This is a genomic window from Paenibacillus sp. DMB5, assembly GCF_001517085.1.
Taxonomy (GTDB): Bacteria; Bacillota; Bacilli; order Paenibacillales; family Paenibacillaceae; genus Paenibacillus_AQ.
This window is the reverse complement of the sequence record NZ_LRAC01000011.1, coordinates 61433-79136: the sequence shown is the minus strand read 5'-3', so window position 1 is coordinate 79136 and position 17704 is coordinate 61433. Positions and strand designations below refer to the sequence as shown.

Annotated in this window: 15 protein-coding genes, 1 pseudogene and 1 riboswitch; of the genes and pseudogenes, 12 read left to right on the top strand and 4 right to left on the bottom strand. The window is 52.1% G+C overall.

Annotated features, from left to right (window positions below):
* The coding region (locus AWJ19_RS34530) for an IS3 family transposase (protein ID WP_198536453.1) at nt 1-267 on the bottom strand (267 nt) is incomplete at its 3' end.
* A 112-nt stretch (nt 268-379) separates the two neighbouring features.
* On the bottom strand, nt 380-805 hold the full coding sequence (locus AWJ19_RS02605) for an NUDIX domain-containing protein (RefSeq protein WP_068721289.1): 426 nt from the start codon (nt 803-805) through the stop codon (nt 380-382).
* A 239-nt stretch (nt 806-1044) separates the two neighbouring features.
* On the opposite strand from AWJ19_RS02605, the gene AWJ19_RS02600 reads away from it, so the two are divergent.
* From AWJ19_RS02600 to thiH, 5 genes are all read left to right on the top strand, one after another.
* On the top strand, nt 1045-1914 hold the full coding sequence (locus tag AWJ19_RS02600) for an SDR family oxidoreductase (protein WP_068721287.1): 870 nt from the start codon (nt 1045-1047) through the stop codon (nt 1912-1914).
* 163 nt (nt 1915-2077) lie between these two features.
* Nucleotides 2078-2178: riboswitch (TPP riboswitch) on the top strand.
* Between the two features lie 129 nt (nt 2179-2307).
* Complete coding sequence (locus AWJ19_RS02595) at nt 2308-2937, top strand: thiamine phosphate synthase (protein WP_068721296.1); 630 nt, start codon at nt 2308-2310, stop codon at nt 2935-2937.
* Nucleotides 2934-3137: a sulfur carrier protein ThiS gene (thiS, locus tag AWJ19_RS02590; protein WP_068721286.1), complete on the top strand. Its 204-nt coding sequence runs from the start codon at nt 2934-2936 to the stop codon at nt 3135-3137. Before AWJ19_RS02595 ends, thiS begins: the two co-directional genes overlap by 4 nt.
* 128 nt (nt 3138-3265) lie before the next feature.
* On the top strand, nt 3266-4030 hold the full coding sequence (locus tag AWJ19_RS02585) for a thiazole synthase (protein WP_068721284.1): 765 nt from the start codon (nt 3266-3268) through the stop codon (nt 4028-4030).
* A 34-nt stretch (nt 4031-4064) separates the two neighbouring features.
* On the top strand, nt 4065-5174 hold the full coding sequence (gene thiH, locus AWJ19_RS02580; RefSeq protein ID WP_068721282.1) for a 2-iminoacetate synthase ThiH: 1110 nt from the start codon (nt 4065-4067) through the stop codon (nt 5172-5174).
* A 100-nt stretch (nt 5175-5274) separates the two neighbouring features.
* Here the strand turns inward: thiH and yfbR are convergent, their stop codons facing one another.
* The gene (gene yfbR / locus AWJ19_RS02575) at nt 5275-5880 is read right to left on the bottom strand and encodes a 5'-deoxynucleotidase (protein WP_128083479.1); all 606 of its coding nucleotides are present in this window, start codon (nt 5878-5880) and stop codon (nt 5275-5277) included.
* 103 nt (nt 5881-5983) lie between these two features.
* Here yfbR and AWJ19_RS02570 point away from each other — a divergent pair, with 103 nt between their 5' ends.
* From AWJ19_RS02570 to AWJ19_RS02560, 3 genes are all read left to right on the top strand, one after another.
* Nucleotides 5984-7639 carry a fumarate hydratase gene (locus AWJ19_RS02570; protein ID WP_068721294.1) on the top strand — a complete coding sequence of 552 codons (1656 nt, stop codon included), beginning with the start codon at nt 5984-5986 and terminating at the stop codon, nt 7637-7639.
* A 225-nt stretch (nt 7640-7864) separates the two neighbouring features.
* The gene (locus tag AWJ19_RS02565; protein WP_068721278.1) at nt 7865-10846 is read left to right on the top strand and encodes a carbohydrate binding domain-containing protein; all 2982 of its coding nucleotides are present in this window, start codon (nt 7865-7867) and stop codon (nt 10844-10846) included.
* A gap of 165 nt (nt 10847-11011) precedes the next feature.
* A complete protein-coding gene (locus AWJ19_RS02560) occupies nt 11012-11824 on the top strand; it encodes a CPBP family glutamic-type intramembrane protease (protein WP_068721277.1) in 813 nt (270 codons plus the stop codon).
* An 80-nt stretch (nt 11825-11904) separates the two neighbouring features.
* On the opposite strand, the gene AWJ19_RS02555 is transcribed toward AWJ19_RS02560, so the two are convergent.
* On the bottom strand, nt 11905-12921 hold the full coding sequence (locus AWJ19_RS02555) for a LacI family DNA-binding transcriptional regulator (RefSeq protein ID WP_068721275.1): 1017 nt from the start codon (nt 12919-12921) through the stop codon (nt 11905-11907).
* Between the two features lie 219 nt (nt 12922-13140).
* Between AWJ19_RS02555 and AWJ19_RS02550 the strand changes: the two genes are divergently transcribed.
* The 4 genes and pseudogenes from AWJ19_RS02550 to phoU all read left to right on the top strand — a co-directional run bounded on the left by AWJ19_RS02550 (nt 13141) and on the right by phoU (nt 17538).
* A complete protein-coding gene (locus AWJ19_RS02550) occupies nt 13141-14934 on the top strand; it encodes an ATP-binding protein (protein WP_068721273.1) in 1794 nt (597 codons plus the stop codon).
* A gap of 193 nt (nt 14935-15127) precedes the next feature.
* Nucleotides 15128-15856, top strand: a complete 729-nt coding sequence (locus tag AWJ19_RS02545; protein WP_068721270.1) for a response regulator transcription factor — start codon at nt 15128-15130, stop codon at nt 15854-15856.
* Nucleotides 15857-16054: 198 nt separating this feature from the next.
* Nucleotides 16055-16810 carry a phosphate ABC transporter ATP-binding protein PstB gene (pstB, locus tag AWJ19_RS02540; protein ID WP_039871790.1) on the top strand — a complete coding sequence of 252 codons (756 nt, stop codon included), beginning with the start codon at nt 16055-16057 and terminating at the stop codon, nt 16808-16810.
* Nucleotides 16811-16879: 69 nt separating this feature from the next.
* Nucleotides 16880-17538 (top strand): annotated as a pseudogene (phoU, locus tag AWJ19_RS02535) (phosphate signaling complex protein PhoU).
* Nucleotides 17539-17704 lie beyond the last annotated feature (166 nt).

Below are 17704 nucleotides of genomic sequence, written 5' to 3'. Positions count from 1 at the left end.
TTTTAGTAAGTTTTTAGCGACACGCCCTTCGGTCGTAGAAGCGTAGTTACAGCGATGTTTTCGCCGAATTCGTGAGCGGATCCCTAGCACCTGCATAAGCCGAAGTACCTTCTTATGATTCATCCAGACCCCATGGTCTTGTAGTAATAACAGTTGAAACTTCTCCATGATTCTGCGATAGGTCCATCCCTCTTTAACGTGTAGGCGTATAGCTTCAAGCTTCATCTCATATGGATACGTTGTGAACTTCTGTCCTTTTTTCACCATAAAAATGCACCCCTTAGATTTCATCGGATAAACCAGGGGTTTATTCCAATGTCTATTCTAAGGGGTGCACTTCACTGGAAGAGGGCGGTCTTTTTGATATCCAGGCTATCCGCTACAGCAGCTCCGCCATAGTCAACACACCGCTTCGTTCAAATTCAGCCAGAATTCCCGGAGGCAGCAGCTCCTGAAGCTCCGTCCGGGTACACCATTTATAGGCAGCATGCTCCTCAGAGAGCTGAACTGCATTTTCTCCGCTCCTGCAGAGGTAAGTGATAATCACAACCTGTCTGCCAGGATCGGTCAGAAAAGAGGCAGCATACAAAACCTCCCCGACAGTGACTTTAAGCCCCGTCTCCTCGGCAATCTCCCGCTCCAGCGCAGCCTCAAGCCCTTCTCCGAATTCAATTTTGCCTCCCGGGCATTCCCAGCTTCCCGCTCCGATCACATCAGCCGCAGCACGCTGGACAATCAGGATTGTTCCCTGATGCAGAACGACACCCTTGACAGCTACGATAATGCTCCGTGAATTTCTGGTCATGACTCATGCGCCTCCTTTTACACTGTTCTTACGTCACTTTTTTATACACCCTGATTCATTATATCCGCAGATTAGGCAGGCAAGGACTGAATTTTTTGTTTGGCAGCCTTTTAACTGTGGTAAGTAACATAGCGTAAGCGAAAAAGCGCCTAAAGACCAGCGCATAAACCAGCTATCCTTAGCCATCCTAAGACGATGAACAACTTCGAAAAGTGTGAAAGCGAAAGGAGAAATGGATCATGCCAGACAGTCAACAATCCAAGAAAACTTTGCCTCCGCAGGTGCAGGACCAGCAGCCCGGAATCGAGAGTGAAATGAATCCGCTGCCGGAGTTTGAAACCTCTGCTTACAAAGCGGCAGGCAAGCTGCTCGGGAAGGCAGCGCTTATTACAGGGGGAGACAGCGGTATCGGCCGGGCGGTGGCTGTACATTTTGCCAAAGAAGGCGCCGATGTTGTCATTTCCTATCTGAATGAACACAGTGATGCTGAAGAAACGAAACGCCAGGTGGAGCAGGAAGGCCGCAAATGTATACTGGTTGCCGGAGATATCGGTGTGGAGGCATTCTGCCAGGATCTGATCAACAAGACGGTGGAGGGACTCGGCAAGCTCGATATTCTGATCAACAATGCTGCCGAGCAGCATCCGCAGGATAAGATTGAGGACATTACTTCCGAACAGCTGGAGCGGACGTTCCGCACGAATATATTCTCGATGTTCTATCTGACCAAAGCGGCCATGCCGCATCTGAAAAAAGGATCGACAATCATTAATACGACTTCCATTACAGCCTATCGCGGAAATCCGCAGCTGCTGGATTACTCGTCCACCAAAGGTGCGATTCTCAGCTTCACCCGCTCGCTGTCAATGAATCTGGCCGAAAAAGGCATCCGGGTTAACGCGGTAGCTCCAGGTCCAATCTGGACACCGCTCATTCCTTCAACCTTTGATGCGAAGAAGGTCAGCGAGTTCGGCGGCACACAGCCGATGAAACGTCCGGGGCAGCCCGAGGAGCTTGCGCCAGCCTATGTATATCTGGCTTCCAGTGACTCTTCCTATGTCAGCGGCCAGGTCATTCACGTAAACGGCGGAGAGATTATTAACGGCTGATGCCTGAATCTGCACCAATAATAAATCAATGCATCAACAAAGAGAGTGTGCCGCATGGCACACTCTCTTTGTTGATGCAGCCTTTTTGAGGAGTATGCAAGATAAACTGGATTTTTCATGCAAAATAGTGTTATTATATACGTTGGTCAGCAACAGCATATGAACTTGTCACTAGGGGTGCCGCAAGGCTGAGACGAACTTTGGTTCGGACCCTTTGAACCTGATCTGGTTTATACCAGCGTAGGAAAGTGGATGAACGTTGTATTGCAGCGCAAATGGTCCGGAACTCCGGCTGTTTTTCTGTATACTATTTTTAACCGCCTCCTTGCTGGGGGCGGTTTTTTTGCGTATTTCTGTGCAGATGAAAACAGAAGGAAAGGGAGGTGGCCGAAAGTGGCCGAAATACATCTGCTCTCGGACGGAAAACTTGACGCGTATCAGTTCGCTGTCCTTGCAGCCGCTGTTCATCCGCTGCTTGATTATATTCATTTGCGTGAAAAAAGGCTATCGGCGCGTGAACTGCTTAATATGGCCTTAATCCTGCTTCATGCGGGTGTACCTGCCGCCAAGCTGATTATTAATGACCGGCTGGATGTTGCAATGGCTGCCGGAGCTGCAGGGGTGCAGCTTGCCTGGAATAGTCTTCCGGTCTCTGCCGCCCGGCTGGCAGCGGGCTCTGCCCTGCGGCTTGGAGCATCGGTACATTCCATTGAAGAGATTGTAGAAGCGGGCTGTCAGGGTGCAGACTATTGCCTGTTTGGACATGTGTTTCCTACCATCTGCAAACCCGGCCAGAAGGAGCGCGGTTTGACTCTGCTGCAAGAGGCAGTGCTGACCGGCAGTGTTCCAATCATTGCACTCGGGGGCATCACGCCGGACAATACACCGCAAGTGCTGCAGACTGGCGCAGGGGGAATAGCGGTGATGTCCGGCATATGCAGTGCAGATGATCCGTTATCTGCTGCGCAAGCTTACAGAAACGCAGTGCTGGGGGCTGCTGCTAAAGGAGGTGATACAGCATGAATCTGATCGTTAACGGCAAGGGGGAAATATACCAGGAGGATTGCCGGACCGTGGCGGATTTGCTTAATCTGCCTGCATGGAACAGGAGACTGGTTATTGTGGAGCTGAACGGCGAAATTGTTGCCAAGGAGGACTATAGTACGGCTCTGCTGGGCGATGGAGACCGGATTGAGGTAGTTCATTTTGTGGGAGGAGGCTGAATTAAGCGTTATAAACGCAGCCGGATTCCGGAGTCCCCGCAAAGCATCCGAGTCAGCTTCATGATAAGGCACCGCTTTCCGGGGTTATTTCACCAGGGTTACAAATATAAATGCAGGGGGCGTATCAGATGTCAGATCCATTAGTAATCGGAGGCCGGTCCTTAACGAGCAGACTGTTTATCGGAACCGGTAAATACAGCCGCAATACTCTTATTCCGGAGGTAGTGGAGGCTTCGGGCTCACAGGTCATTACAGTCGCGCTCCGCCGCGTAGACCCGGGCAGCAATGATAATATTATCAGCCATATCCCAAGCAGTATGACTCTGCTTCCCAATACCTCCGGCGCACGCAATGCAGAAGAGGCTGTCCGGATTGCCAGATTGGCTAAGGCTTCGGGTCTGGGCAACTGGGTCAAAATCGAAGTAATCAATGATCAGAAATACCTGCTGCCCGATAATGCGGAAACGATCCGTGCCACAGAAATTCTGGCCTCCGAAGGCTTTGTGGTGCTTCCTTACATGAGCCCTGATCTGTCTGCAGCCCTTCGCATGAAAGAAGCGGGAGCTGCAGCAGTCATGCCGCTCGGATCGCCCATAGGCACTAACCGCGGGTTAAGAACCCGGGAGCTGCTGCGCATTCTGATCGCGGAGGTTGATCTTCCGGTCATTGTAGATGCCGGAATCGGCCGGCCGTCTGAAGCGGCGGAAGCGATGGAGCTGGGCGCTGCCGCTGTGCTGCTGAATACGGCCATCGCTACGGCACACAATCCGCTGCTGATGGCATCTGCCTTCCGTGATGCCGTAGCTGCAGGCCGCAAGGCTTACCTGGCGGGACTGGGCCCCGTAGAGGAGACTGCATCGGCGTCATCGCCATTGACGGGTTTTCTTGGCTGACAGTGACAAAGGACCGGTGAAAAGGAGGAGTAACATGGGTTTTTATGAGACCGCACAACGTCTCGGACAGCAGACGGATACCGAAAGCTGGGGACAGTATACAAAAGTGGATGTAAAGCGTACGCTCCGCAAAGAGCATCTGGATGAACATGATCTGCAGATTCTGCTGTCTCCTGCAGCAGGAGACTGCCTGGAAGAGATGGCCCGGTGCGCCCAAAGGCTGACCCGGTCGCATTTCGGACATGTCATGCAGCTCTTTACACCGATGTATCTGGCCGATTTCTGCATAAATCATTGCACGTACTGCAGCTTCAGCTCGATATACGATTTCCCGAGGAAAAAGCTCAGTCCGGAGGAGGTAAGGCAGGAAGCCAAAGCGATAGCGGATACAGGAATCCGGCACATTTTGATTCTGACGGGGGAATCCCGCACGGAGAGTCCTGTCTCTTATGTTAAGGAATGCGTGAATATACTGAAGGAGTTTTTCTCTTCTGTCAGCATTGAAGTGAATCCGTTGTCAGAAGACGAATACAAGGAGCTTAAGGAAGCCGGTGTAGACGGGCTAACCCTGTATCAGGAAGTCTATCATGAGGAGACGTACCGCAAGCTGCATATCAAGGGACCTAAGAAAATCTACCGCAACCGGCTGGACGCACCTGAGCGCGGCTGCCGGGCAGGATTTAGGACGGTAAATATCGGAGCCCTGCTGGGGATGCATGACTGGCGGCAGGAGGCTTTCTTTACTGCTATGCATGCGAGATACCTGCAGGACAAGTATCCGGAATGTGAAATCGGCGTGTCTGCTCCGCGTTTTCGACCTTTTCTCGGAGAATACAATCCGGAGCATATCGTCACCGACCGGGCTCTGGTGCAGATTATTCTGGCTTACCGCCTCTTTCTGCCCCGTGCGGGTATTACGCTGTCGACACGCGAGCCGTCTGCTTTAAGAGACCGTCTTATCCATCTGGGAGTAACCAAAATGTCTGCCGGAGTATCTACAGAGGTTGGAGGACATACCCTGCAGGGCGGTACGCCGCAGTTTGAAATCTCCGACGGCCGGAGTGTGCAGGAAATCAGCGGGATGCTTAGAGCGAACAGCCTGCAGCCGGTATTTAAGGACTGGGATATTCTTGAGACTGTCTGAAATGGGCAAGAAAAGAACAGAAGAGAACGTATAAAAGGCCGCTTAGCCTGAAGCAGCATAATGCTGCCGACGGATAAGCGGCTTTACGTTATTTTCAGGGTCAGTTCGTCCCTGACAGCTCGTCCAGCGACATTTCAAAGCCCGGGGCCATATGCTCAAGGAAATAACCGATCTCCGGGAGGGAAAGTGCATCCAGCTTGGCAAGCGTCTGCTCCCTGGCAGCGGCGAACTCGCGGTTGCCGGCGGCGGTTTCCAGGACGCATTTCAGATAGGCGTCGAGTACATCCGCCGCCTTCACGTACAGGAGCAGGCCGGAGTCTTCGGAGCCGGCAGGGCTGTCCTGCGGCTGCAGAAGCGGGGCGTATATATCGCCGAGCTCCGGCGGGATCATGGCCGCAAGGCGCTCCGCAGCGGCCCGCTCCATGTCGCGGAAGCTGGACAGCAGCCGCGGGTTGTTGTGTTTGACCGGCGTGGCGATATCGCCGGTGAACACCTCGGTGGCGTCATGGAACAGCGCCATCGCCGCTGCCCGGTCTGCATTAAGCGACCGGTCAAAGCAGGCGTTGCCGATCGAGCACAGCAGATGGGCCAGCAGGCCCACCTGGAAGGAATGCTGTGCAACGCTCTCGGAAGCAGTGCTGCGCATCAGGCTCCAGCGGCGGATATACTGCAGGCGGTATAAATAGGCCGGAAAATGGTAGTTCAATTTTAAAGTAACCCCTTTCATGCACGGCTGAGTGTGATATGATAATAACTAATTGTAGCAGAATTCAGACAACCTGGGACTGATGAGAGGAGCCGGAATGAAGATGCGGAATTTTGAAGAAAGCATTTATAATCTGATCGTAGAAACCTCCACCAATTTGCCTGGTGATGTGCGCAGGGCTGTGGCCAAGGGACGGGCGCTGGAAGACCGTGCCACACGTTCGGGCCTTGCCTTAACGACGATTGCACAGAATATCGGCATGGCCGAGCTTCAGGTATCGCCGATCTGCCAGGATACGGGGATGCCGACCTTTATCATTCATACACCTGTCGGCGTTAATCAGATCGAGATGAAGAAGGACATCCACAGTGCGGTCATCCGGGCTACGAAGAACGGGAAGCTGCGGCCCAATTCAGTCGATTCGCTGACTGGAGAGAACAGCGGTGATAATCTGGGGGAAGGCACACCGGTTATACATTTTGAACAATGGGAAGAAGAAAATATAGACGTGAGGCTGATCCTCAAGGGCGGCGGCTGTGAGAACAAAAACATCCAGTACAGCCTTCCGGCCGAGCTTGAGGGGCTGGGCAAGGCAGGCCGTGATCTGGACGGCATCCGCAAGTGTATCCTGCATGCTGTATATCAGGCGCAGGGCCAGGGCTGCAGCGCCGGCTTCATCGGCGTCGGCATCGGCGGAGACCGGACAACCGGCTATGAGCTGGCCAAAAAACAGCTGTTCCGCAAGGTTGAAGATGTGAACCCGGTGGAGGATCTGGCCAAGCTGGAGGATTACATTATGGAGAACGCCAACAAGCTGGGCATTGGCACGATGGGCTTCGGCGGGGAAGTCACCCTGCTCGGCTGCAAGGTTGGTGTGATGAACCGGCTGCCGGCCAGTTTCTTCGTGTCGGTAGCCTATAATTGCTGGGCATTCCGCCGCCAGGGCATTCTGGTGGAGCCTGCAACGGGCAATATCAAGGATTGGCTCTATGAGAGCGGCACAGGCATTTCCGTAGAGGAAGCAGATGTGCCGGCTCCTGTGGCTGTAGCTGCCCACCATCCGGCTGCAGCTGAAGCAGGGGTAGTTCCCGGGGATTCGGTCATCCCGGCCGCTCCCGCTATTGCTGCTGCTGATGCTGCGGCTCCGGCCGGTTCTGAACCAGCAGCATCCGGAGGTTCGCGGGAGGTCCGGCTGACTACACCGATTAGTGAGGAGGATATCCGCAGCCTTCGGGTCGGCGATGTTGTCATTCTCTCCGGGGAAATGCATACCGGCCGTGATGCGCTGCATAAATACCTGATGGATCATGATACGCCGGTTGATCTGAACGGTGCGGTTATCTATCACTGCGGTCCGGTTATGCTGAAGGACGACGAAGGCTGGCACGTCAAGGCCGCAGGCCCGACAACCAGTATCCGGGAGGAGCCTTACCAGGGTGACATCATCAAGAAATTCGGAATCCGCGCTGTAATCGGCAAAGGCGGAATGGGTCCCAAAACGCTTAAGGCGCTCCAGGAGCATGGCGGGGTCTACCTGAATGCGATTGGCGGAGCGGCACAATATTATGCGGAGTGCATTAAAAAGGTTAACGCGGTTGACTTCATGGAATTCGGAATTCCGGAGGCAATGTGGCATCTGCAGGTGGAGGGCTTTGCCGCTATCGTGACAATGGATTCACACGGCAACAGCCTGCATGCTGATGTAGAAAAGGACTCTGCAGCCAAGCTTGCCCAGTTCAGGGAACCCGTGTTCAAATAAAAGGTCTTCTGCAGAATTCAATAAAGCTGTTAAAAGAAGCCTTCTTTCAAATTCCTGAAAGAAGGCTTTTTGACATTAATTTAGCTTGACAGCGCATACAAGGACATGGTAATTTTTACTTGGGAAACCGGTTTCCTTGAATACACCTCAGATTTGCAAGTGATGTGATGCAGGTTCACAGGCAGCAGATTTCTTATGTGTTTAATAAGGAGAGGGAGATGAGGAATGAAACGTAAAGGGTGGCTAGTTCCGGTTCTGATCACGTCTATTGTTCTGTCCGTTATGATGAATTTGTTTGTAGCGGCACCAACCAAGGTTGAGGCCGCCAGTATCGGAACCATCACTGAGAATGACACGATTTATCAGATTATGGTCGACCGTTTTTATGACGGGGATAGCTCCAACAATGCCACCGGTGCCGCAATCCGCTATGGTGAGACCTCTGAGGAGGATTTCCGCTACATGAAGGGCGGAGACTGGCAGGGGGTTATCAACAAGCTCCCTTACATCGCCAATATGGGCTATACGGCAATCTGGATCTCCCCGGTAGCCGAGCCGCAGATGACGAACCGTGACAATAACGGCACGGGCAAGAACACTGCTTATCACGGCTACAATGTAAAAGACCCGAATGCGGCCAACCCGTACTTTGGAACAAAGGAAAAGCTGAAGGAGCTGGTAGATTCCGCACACGCGCTCGGTATTAAGGTCATTATCGATGTGGTGCCGAATCATATCGGTGACTATATGCTCGGAACTCAGGCTTATTATGATATTCCGGGCCTGCAGCCTGCTGCACCGTTTAATAATCCGGCCTGGTATCATCACAACGGTGACATTAACTGGTCACTGGCCGACGGCCGTTATGATCAATGGGCCCAGGATTATCTTGAGAATCATGATCTGGGCGGACTGGATGATATTGATTTTGATGTACCTGCCGCCAAGCAGGCCATTTTCAGCTCCATCAAAGCCTGGTTTGACTATACAGGCGCAGACGGCGCACGCGTGGATGCTGCCAAGCTGATGAAGCCGACCGACATCGGCGAGCTGCAGAACCTGCTGGGGGTTAATACCTTTGGCGAAAACTTTGACGGCAATGCCGAGTTTGTCTCCCGCTGGGTCGGAGCGAACAAGGAGTGGGGCATGCTGGACTTCCCGCTGTTCTTCTCGGTGCTGAACAGCTTTGCTTACGGGCAGTCTTTTGACGGGAACGTGAAGAGTACACTGGCCCAGGATTCCTATTACAACGGAAATGCGAATCATATGGTCACCTTTATCGACAATCATGACCGCAACCGGTTCCTGACAGAAGCAGGAGGCAGCGTTGAGAAGCTTCAGAATGCATTGTCCTTCATCTTCACAGTCCGCGGAACTCCAGTCGTCTTCCAGGGAACGGAACAGAACAAGGGCAACGGCAATGGCCAGATCATGACCGGGGGCATTGCTGATACCTGGAACCGCTGGTCCATGGTGAAGCGGGATGCAAACGGCAATGTGCTGGAAAATTATTTTAACGAAAATACCAGCACCTACAAGCATGTAGCCAAGCTGAACGAGATCCGCAAAAACAATCCGGCCCTGCGCACAGGGACCCAGCGTGAAATGTGGTCTGCACAGAACCTCTATGCGTTCTCCCGGCGGATTGACAGCGGCACTAATGTCGGACAGGAAGTCATCTCGGTATTCAGCAATGCTTCCGGCGGGACTCAGACTGTAACCATTCCACTACGCAGTGAAAGCACGCTGACTGCAGGGACTGTTCTGATCAATCAGCTTAATACTTCCGATACAGTAACTGTGCAGGCTGGGGGCGTTACAGGCAAGCAAATTACGGTATCGCTAGGTGCTAACTCGGCAAAAATCTATGCCAAGACACAGCCGGTTTCCGATACAGTAGCACCGACAGTCCCGGGAAACGTTACAGCAACCGTGCAGAATGCTTCCAGTGCAAAGGTCAGCTGGACAGCATCCACTGACAACGTAGGGGTAACCGGCTATGAAATTTACCGTAACGGAGTCAAAGTGGGCACCTCTGCAACTACTTCCTATACGGACAGCGGGCTTGCAGCCCAGACCAGCTACAGCTATACGGTAAAAGCCTTTGATGCGGCCGGTAACCTGTCCGCCCTTAGTGCGGCTGCTTTAATCACCACCCCGGCCGGCAACAGTGTGACGATTTACTACAAGCAGGGTTATACTACACCATATATCCATTACCGGCCAGCGGGAGGTACCTGGACGACAGCACCGGGTGTAGCCATTCCGGCAGCGGAAGTGTCCGGTTATAACAAAATTACAATTAATATCGGCTCCGCCACCCAGCTTGAAGCCTGCTTCAACAACGGCAGCGGCACCTGGGACAGCAACGGCGGCAGCAATTACCTGTTCGGTACAGGCACCTGGACCTATACACCGACCGGCAGTATTCAGGCGGGTGGACCTGCAGGTCCTACAGCCACACCAACGGTAGCACCTACTGCCACACCAACACCAACGGTAGCACCGACCGCTACACCAACACCAACGATAGCACCAACCGCTACACCAACACCAACTGTAACACCAACACCAACACCAACTGTAATACCAACCGCAACTCCAGGTGGCAATTCAGTAACCATTTACTACAAAAACACAACGTTTACGAACTCTTATATTCATTACAGTGTGGACGGTTCAGGGGTATGGACCACTTCCCCGGGACAGCAGCTGCAGTCTTCAGCCTATTCCGGATACAAGACAGCTACGATTCAGCTGGGCACAGCCGCGGGTCTGACGGCAGCCTTCAACAATGGCAGCGGTACCTGGGATAATAACGGCGGCGGCAATTATCGCCTAACTTCCGGAACCTGGAGTCTTGTTAACGGCAGCCTGACAAGCGGCGTGCCTCAGGCTGACAGCGTAACCTTTAGAGTTACCGTCCCAAGCACCACGCCGTCCTCAGGACCAGTGTATCTCAGCGGCTCCTTCAACAGCTGGAATGCGGCTGACCCGGCCTATCAGCTGACCAAAGGCAGTGATGGCGTGTATTCCATCACCCTCAGCCTGCCGGCGGGAACAGCAGTGCAATATAAAGTGACACGCGGCAGCTGGGCTACGGTTGAAACAAGCTCAAGCGGCGCCGAGATTGCCAATCGTACGCTCACACCAGCCGGCGGAGCACAGACGGTGAATCTGACTGTGCAGCGCTGGAAGGATCAATAACACTACAGAATGTCTTCACAGCGCTGCTCCGGATGGGGCGGCGCTGTTTATTTTTAGCAATCCAACCGTTCGGCAGTGATTTAGTTCATTTATTCACAAAGTAGCGGGTGGTAATCTTATTGGATTAAATTACAAATCTGTTTGTCAGCTGGAAGGGGGCGGGTTGTGGCTATCGAGAGTAACCTGAAGATGGTATGGATCATGTTTTTTGTATTTCTGTTGCTTTTTGTGCTGAATTTGTTCGGTCACAGTAACAGTCCCGGACCGACAGCGAGAATGTGGAATCTGATTGATTTTTGGGCTTTGCTGATAAGTATAATGCTCCTGGTTAAGCATAAGCTGCCGGCAACGCGGGAAATTCTGATCTCTGTGCTGATGGCAGCTGCTGTTGCGGCCGCTTATATTAATGTTTCGCTTTTCTCCATGATTACAGCAAGCGCTTTAACGTTGCTGGCTTCGCTTGCCTTATTCAGTACGTTTAACAGGCATAGTGAAGGAAGGCTTGTTTTTCTGAATACAGCCAGCATTAAATCGGTCGCCGTTAGTATCCTTACCGGAGCAGCAGCCGGCACTGTTCTGGGTGTTGTCAACCTGATGCTTAGCGGCCAAGATTTGAGCCATTACAGCATTCAGTTTATTTATTTCAAAATTGCACTAAGTCCGGCTATTTTTGAGGAGATCGTGCTGCGTGCACTTTTCTACGCCTTCTGTCTGTCTCTGCTGAATGGAAGGATCGATACCCGGGTCCGTAAATTTACTGCATGGTTTATGATGATTATCCCGCATGTGTTAATACATACTCCGGAGAGCTTTATTAACGGGGGCATCGTGCAGGGAATGATCTACATTATAATGTTAGCTCTGCTCTTTGGCCTGCCGTTTGCTGTCCTCCAGCAAAAGCGGGATATTACTTCGGCCATGCTGGCACATGGAATCGTGGACATCATCCGGTTCTGTTTCCTGGGACTTCCATATTAATGTTTTATGGAACGACAAGAAGAGGGGTTATCTGCCAGTCAGATAGCCCCTCTTCTTGTTATTGTGCGAAATGGATGATTTCAGCGTACAGGGCCTGCTGTAGACTCGCGCACAATCAGCTCAGGTTCGAGCAGCAGACGCCGGGAGGCCGTACAGTTTTCACGGATATGATCCATCAGCCATTGGCCGGAGGTTACTCCCAGCTTGAAGGTATCAATATTCAATGAGGTAAGCGGCGGTGTAGTATAACGGGACAAGGGGTATTCATCAAAAGCAGCAATGCCCAGCTGTCCGGGAACTTCTATCCCCAGCTCGCGTGCCGCCTTTAACACACCGAACGCAGTATAATTGGTCATACATACGACTGAATCTGGACGGTCTTCACGCATAAGCATCCGGAGGGCAGAGCGGTAGCCTTCATGCTCATCAGCCTGGCCGTTCACGATCCAATCCTGGCGGACAATGACGCCGGACTGCTTGAGCGCCTGCAGATAGCCGCTCAGCCGGCGGCTAAAAATGCGTTCATTCCGCTGTCCGCCGATGAAAGCGGGTCTGCGATAGCCCTGCTCCAGCAGATGACGGGTCAGCATTCTTCCGCCTGCTTCATTGTCGAAATCAACCCAGCTCGCAGCAGGCTCCATCTCACCGATGGAGACATAAGGAAATTTGAGCCGGTCCAGCTCTTTGGCCAGCTCCTCCGTCAGTACCGAATTGTTGGCAATGATTCCGTCAACCCGCTGGTTCAGCACAAGCCTGTTCAGGAAATGGTCCTCCGCAGCATGATGCTGGATGTTGCAGAGAGTCAGCTCATATCCTAGGGGGCCCATCACACTTTCGATCCCGCCGATAATATTGTAGAAGAACTGGTTCAGAAATTCGCTCTCTTTGGACATGTCAACCAGCAGCCCGACTGTCTGGCTGCTCTGCCTGGCTAAACCGGTTGCGATGCTGCTCGGTATGTAATTCATTTGCTTCATAATCTCGCGGACCCGCTGCTTGGTCTCGTTGGATATTTTGGGAGAGTCGTTCAACACCTTGGAAACGGTGGACTTTGCCACATTTGCTGCCCTTGCGACATCCGAAATGGTTACTTTCATCGGGATCCCTCACAAAAAAATAGAGTAAAAGGTATTATTTAATAGTTTATCATTTTGCGGCGGCTTATTCGACTGTCAACATTGCCTCTGAACCCCGGAGGTCTGCTGCAGATTTTACACTGCGTTGATAATTGGCGGAGGAACTGGTATTTTCGCGGAAATGGAGTTAGGATGTTCTCAAAGACCCAAGACATATGATAAGAAAGAGGACAGTCTGCCATGAAACCGTTTCGCATCCGTCTCACCTTCATCCTGATGGCCCTGGTCGGGATCTCCATGATCGGGGCTGGCCTTACGATGGCCAAGCTGTTCAAGGATTCTCATATCTCGGCGCTGGAGGAAAACATGTCCCGGGAAATAAAACTCCTCTCCGGAACCTTTCAGTTTATTGATATGAACAGCCCGCAGGCAATCAGCTACTATACAGAGCATGCTAAACATATTGCCGGCCTGACAGACTCCCGCATCACCTTTATTACGAAGGAAGGGAAGGTAGTCGGCGATTCCGAACGGAATCCGCTGGAAATGGACAACCATTCCAATCGTGAAGAAGAAATCCTCGCGGCAAAGGAGGGGATCGGCCGGGCTATCCGCTACAGTGATACACTGGACCGCGAGATGCTCTATGTGGCCGGTGCAGTAACCTCAGATGACGGTTTTGACGGCTATATCCGGCTGTCGATGGGCCTGGACGCAGTAACCGAGGGGCTGAGCAGAGCGTGGATTATTATGGCTGCAGGGCTGGTGCTGCTGTTTGTGGCGGCCACCTTCGTGAGCTATAAAGTGGCATCCAGCATGACCTCGCCGCTTGAGCAGATTACACGGGTTGCCCGCAGGATTACCGATCTGGATTATGACGCGAGGGTACCGATACAGCGCAAGGATGAGGTTGGCCAGCTGGCCAAAGCAATCAATGCGATGGCGGATAGCCTGCAGGCCCAGCTCAAGACAATCCGGGATAATGAGGATCTGCTGCAGAGCGTGCTCGATAATATGACCGGGGGGATTGTCATGGTTAATGCCGAAGGGGAGTTTGCCCTGATTAACCGTGCAGCAGAACGCATGCTGGATGTGAAGAACAGCGAGCTGGCCGGTCATTCCTATAAAGAGCTGAAGCATCATTATGAGCTGAGCCGGCTGATTGAAGAGGGCGTGCTTTCAAGCGAGCCGATTCATGAAGAACGCAGCATCTATACTCCGGCAGAGCGGATTGTCCGGCTGGACGGTGTGCCGATGACCCAGGACAGCTCCCACAGGGGCATGCTGTTCCTGCTGCAGGAGGTTACCGAAATCCGCCGGCTGGAGAAAATGCGCAGCGAATTTGTCGCGAACGTCTCGCATGAGCTGAAGACCCCGGTTGCAGCAGTCAAAGGCTTTGCCGAAACCCTGCTCGGCGGCGGTGTAAGCGATGAGAAGACGGCACGCTCCTTCCTGCAGATCATTTATGATGAGAATGAGCGGCTGAACCGGCTGATCGGAGATATTCTGGAGCTGTCCAAAATTGAGTCCAAGCGGGTGCAGCTGGACTGTTCACCGGTATATCTGAGCGAATTCTTTGATTCTGTTCTTGAGACGCTCAGCAAGGTAGCCGAGAAGAAAAAAATCTCACTCAACGCTGTTGTACCGGATGAGCTCTTCATGGAAGGGGATGAGGACAAGCTCCGGCAGATCTTTATGAATCTGTTGTCCAATGCGATTAATTACACCCATGACGGCGGGAATGTCAAAATTACGGTCGTCAACGGACATAAGCCGGATGGAACAGAAACGGTTATATTTACGGTCAGCGATACCGGCATGGGGATTCCCCGCAAAGACCTTCCGCGGATCTTTGAACGGTTCTACCGGGTGGACAAAGCCCGGTCCAGAAGCTCCGGCGGCACGGGGCTGGGCCTGTCCATCGTGAAGCATCTGGTAGAGCTCCACCGGGGAACGATTACAGTAGAGAGCGATCTCGGAATCGGAAGCTCGTTCATTCTGGAGCTGCCGCTGCTGCAGGAGCATGACAAATAGCAGCCCTGACTTCCGGGTTCCGGCCGGCTTAGCAGCATAATGGATTTGCAAGCGGCAGCTGTGTGCAATAATATTGAACTGTAAAGTCACCTGCGAAATTTGTAGTTATTTTACACCAAGTTAACATTCCGGTGATATGATGGGTTTGCTGCTTTTATGTAAATTTTAAAAACATGTGAATACGGGGGAAACTATGGCACAACGATTGCTGGTCATTGAAGACGAACCGACGCTGGCCCGGCTGCTGTCCTATAATCTGACGCAGGAAGGCTATGAGGTGACAGTGGAGGATCATGGAACGGCAGGATACGACCGTGCGACTAGAGAACCTTTTGATCTGATCGTACTGGATCTGATGCTGCCCGGTATGAACGGGATCGATATCCTCGACAAGCTCCGCGGTCAGGGCATCCGTACGCCTGTTATTGTGCTGACAGCCAAAAATGCCGAAGAGGATGTAGTACGAGGCCTGAAATCCGGCGCTGATGACTACATTACGAAGCCGTTCGGCGTATCGGAGCTGCTCGCCAGAGTCAGCGCTGTACTCCGCCGGATTTCCGGGGTAACAGAGGAGATTCCGGCAGAAACACCGGCGTCCGCCTCAACTATCATTTTGGGACAGCTTGAAATTTATCCTGAACGGTATGAGGTTTCACTGGGCGGACACAGCATTAACCTGCGGCCGAAGGAGTTTGAGGTGCTGCTGTATCTGGCACGCAAGCCGGGGGTCGTGCTGACCCGCGATGACCTGATGAATGCCGTCTGGGGGTTTGATTATATCGGCGGGCAGCGTACGGTGGATGTCCATGTCAGCTCATTGCGCAAGAAGCTGGAACTCGATCCGGAATCCGTCCATATTGATTCAATCCGCGGCGTAGGCTACAAGCTGGTCGTAAACAAAAAAAGAGCACCGGTCATTTAACATGACGGTGTTCTTTTCAATATTGAAAAATGTACATAAAAATTGAAAGAAAAATGAACAATATCATTACAATTTTGTGAGATGAATCATAACAGGTCTCTGTGATTTTACACTGCGTTAACATTTCTCTTCAACTCTATTTACACTAAAAGCTTATCATTGGGAACGAAGATGATGAGAAGGAGACTGCCAAAACACATGAAATCCATCATTGACATAGAGAAGCTTGATCTCTACTATGAGTCATTTCACGCATTGAAGAACGTGGATCTGCAGATTCCGGAGAAACAGGTGACCGCATTTATCGGTCCATCCGGCTGTGGTAAATCCACCCTCCTGCGCACCCTAAACCGTATGAACGACATGATTCCCGGAACACGCATTGAAGGTAAAGTGAACATCGGCGGCAAAAATATTTACAGCGACGAAGTGGAAGTGGAAAGCCTCCGCAAGCAGGTCGGCATGGTATTCCAGCAGCCCAATCCTTTTCCGAAGTCGATCTACGACAATGTGGCTTACGGCCCGCGTCTGCACGGCACCCGCTCCAAGCAGGAGCTTGATGAGATTGTGGAGCAGAGCCTCCGCCAGTCCGCCCTCTGGGAGGAAGTCAAGGATTTCCTGAAAAAGTCTGCACTCAGCCTGTCCGGCGGACAGCAGCAGCGTCTGTGCATTGCCAGGGCGCTTGCCGTCCAGCCTGATATTCTGCTGATGGATGAGGCAACCTCGGCTCTTGACCCTGTCTCCACCCTCAAGATAGAGGAACTGGTGCAGGAGCTTCGCAGCAAATACACGATTGTAATGGTTACACACAACATGCACCAGGCTGCACGTGTTTCAGGACGGACTGTATTTTTCCTGAATGGTGTAATCGTGGAAGCTGCGGATACAGAGATGCTGTTCTCAAATCCGAAGGACTCCCGCACAGAAGACTACATCTCCGGACGCTTCGGTTAATATCCTTACGGGGACCCGTTCCTGGATTTTCAGGCTGACCATATGTTTTTGAGGAGGAGCTCTTTTATTATGATTCGCAGAAAAGAATTCGACAAAGATCTGGAAGAACTGCGCAGCCTGCTGCAGCAAATGGGCGAACACGTAATTGATGCACTGGAAGGTGCGATTGTTGCCTTGCAGACGCTTGATATTGTACGCGCACAGGAAATTGTAAAGGCGGATTTGCGCCTTAATGCGATGGAAGACCGGATTATGGAAATCGGTTCCCGTCTGATTATTACCCAGCAGCCTGTAGCCAAGGATCTGCGCCGCATTATTGTTGCCTTCAAAATCTCCAGTGACCTTGAGCGTATGGGCGATCTGGCATTGGATGTGGCAAAGGTAACGATGCGTATTCAGGGGCAGACACTGATTAAGCCGCTGGTTGACATTCCGCGCATGGCTGAGATTGTGTCGGTGATGATCACCGAAGCGATTCAATCCTACCTGGATGAAAATACCGATCTGGCTTATAAAATGGCCCAGGATGATGATCAGGTTGACGGCCTGTACAGCGCTACCATCAATGAGCTGTACGCTTATATGGTTGAGAAGCCGGAATCCCTGAACCAGGCGATGCTGCTGACCCTGGTCGCCGTTACATCGAGCGGATTGCTGACCATGCGACCAACATTGGTGAAAGCGTAGTGTATCTCGTAACCGGCAAACGTCCGGATTTGAATCAGTAGAATGAAGCAATACCCAAACAGCAACCCCCTATGGCGGGTTGCTGTTTTTTTGATAGGAATATAAGATATTATCCGTTTCAAGCAGGTGAAGATTGGCAATCCTGCATTTCATGCGGGAATATGCCTTGACGCAGCGCGATTCGTGCGCTTTGGTTCATTTTGGTGC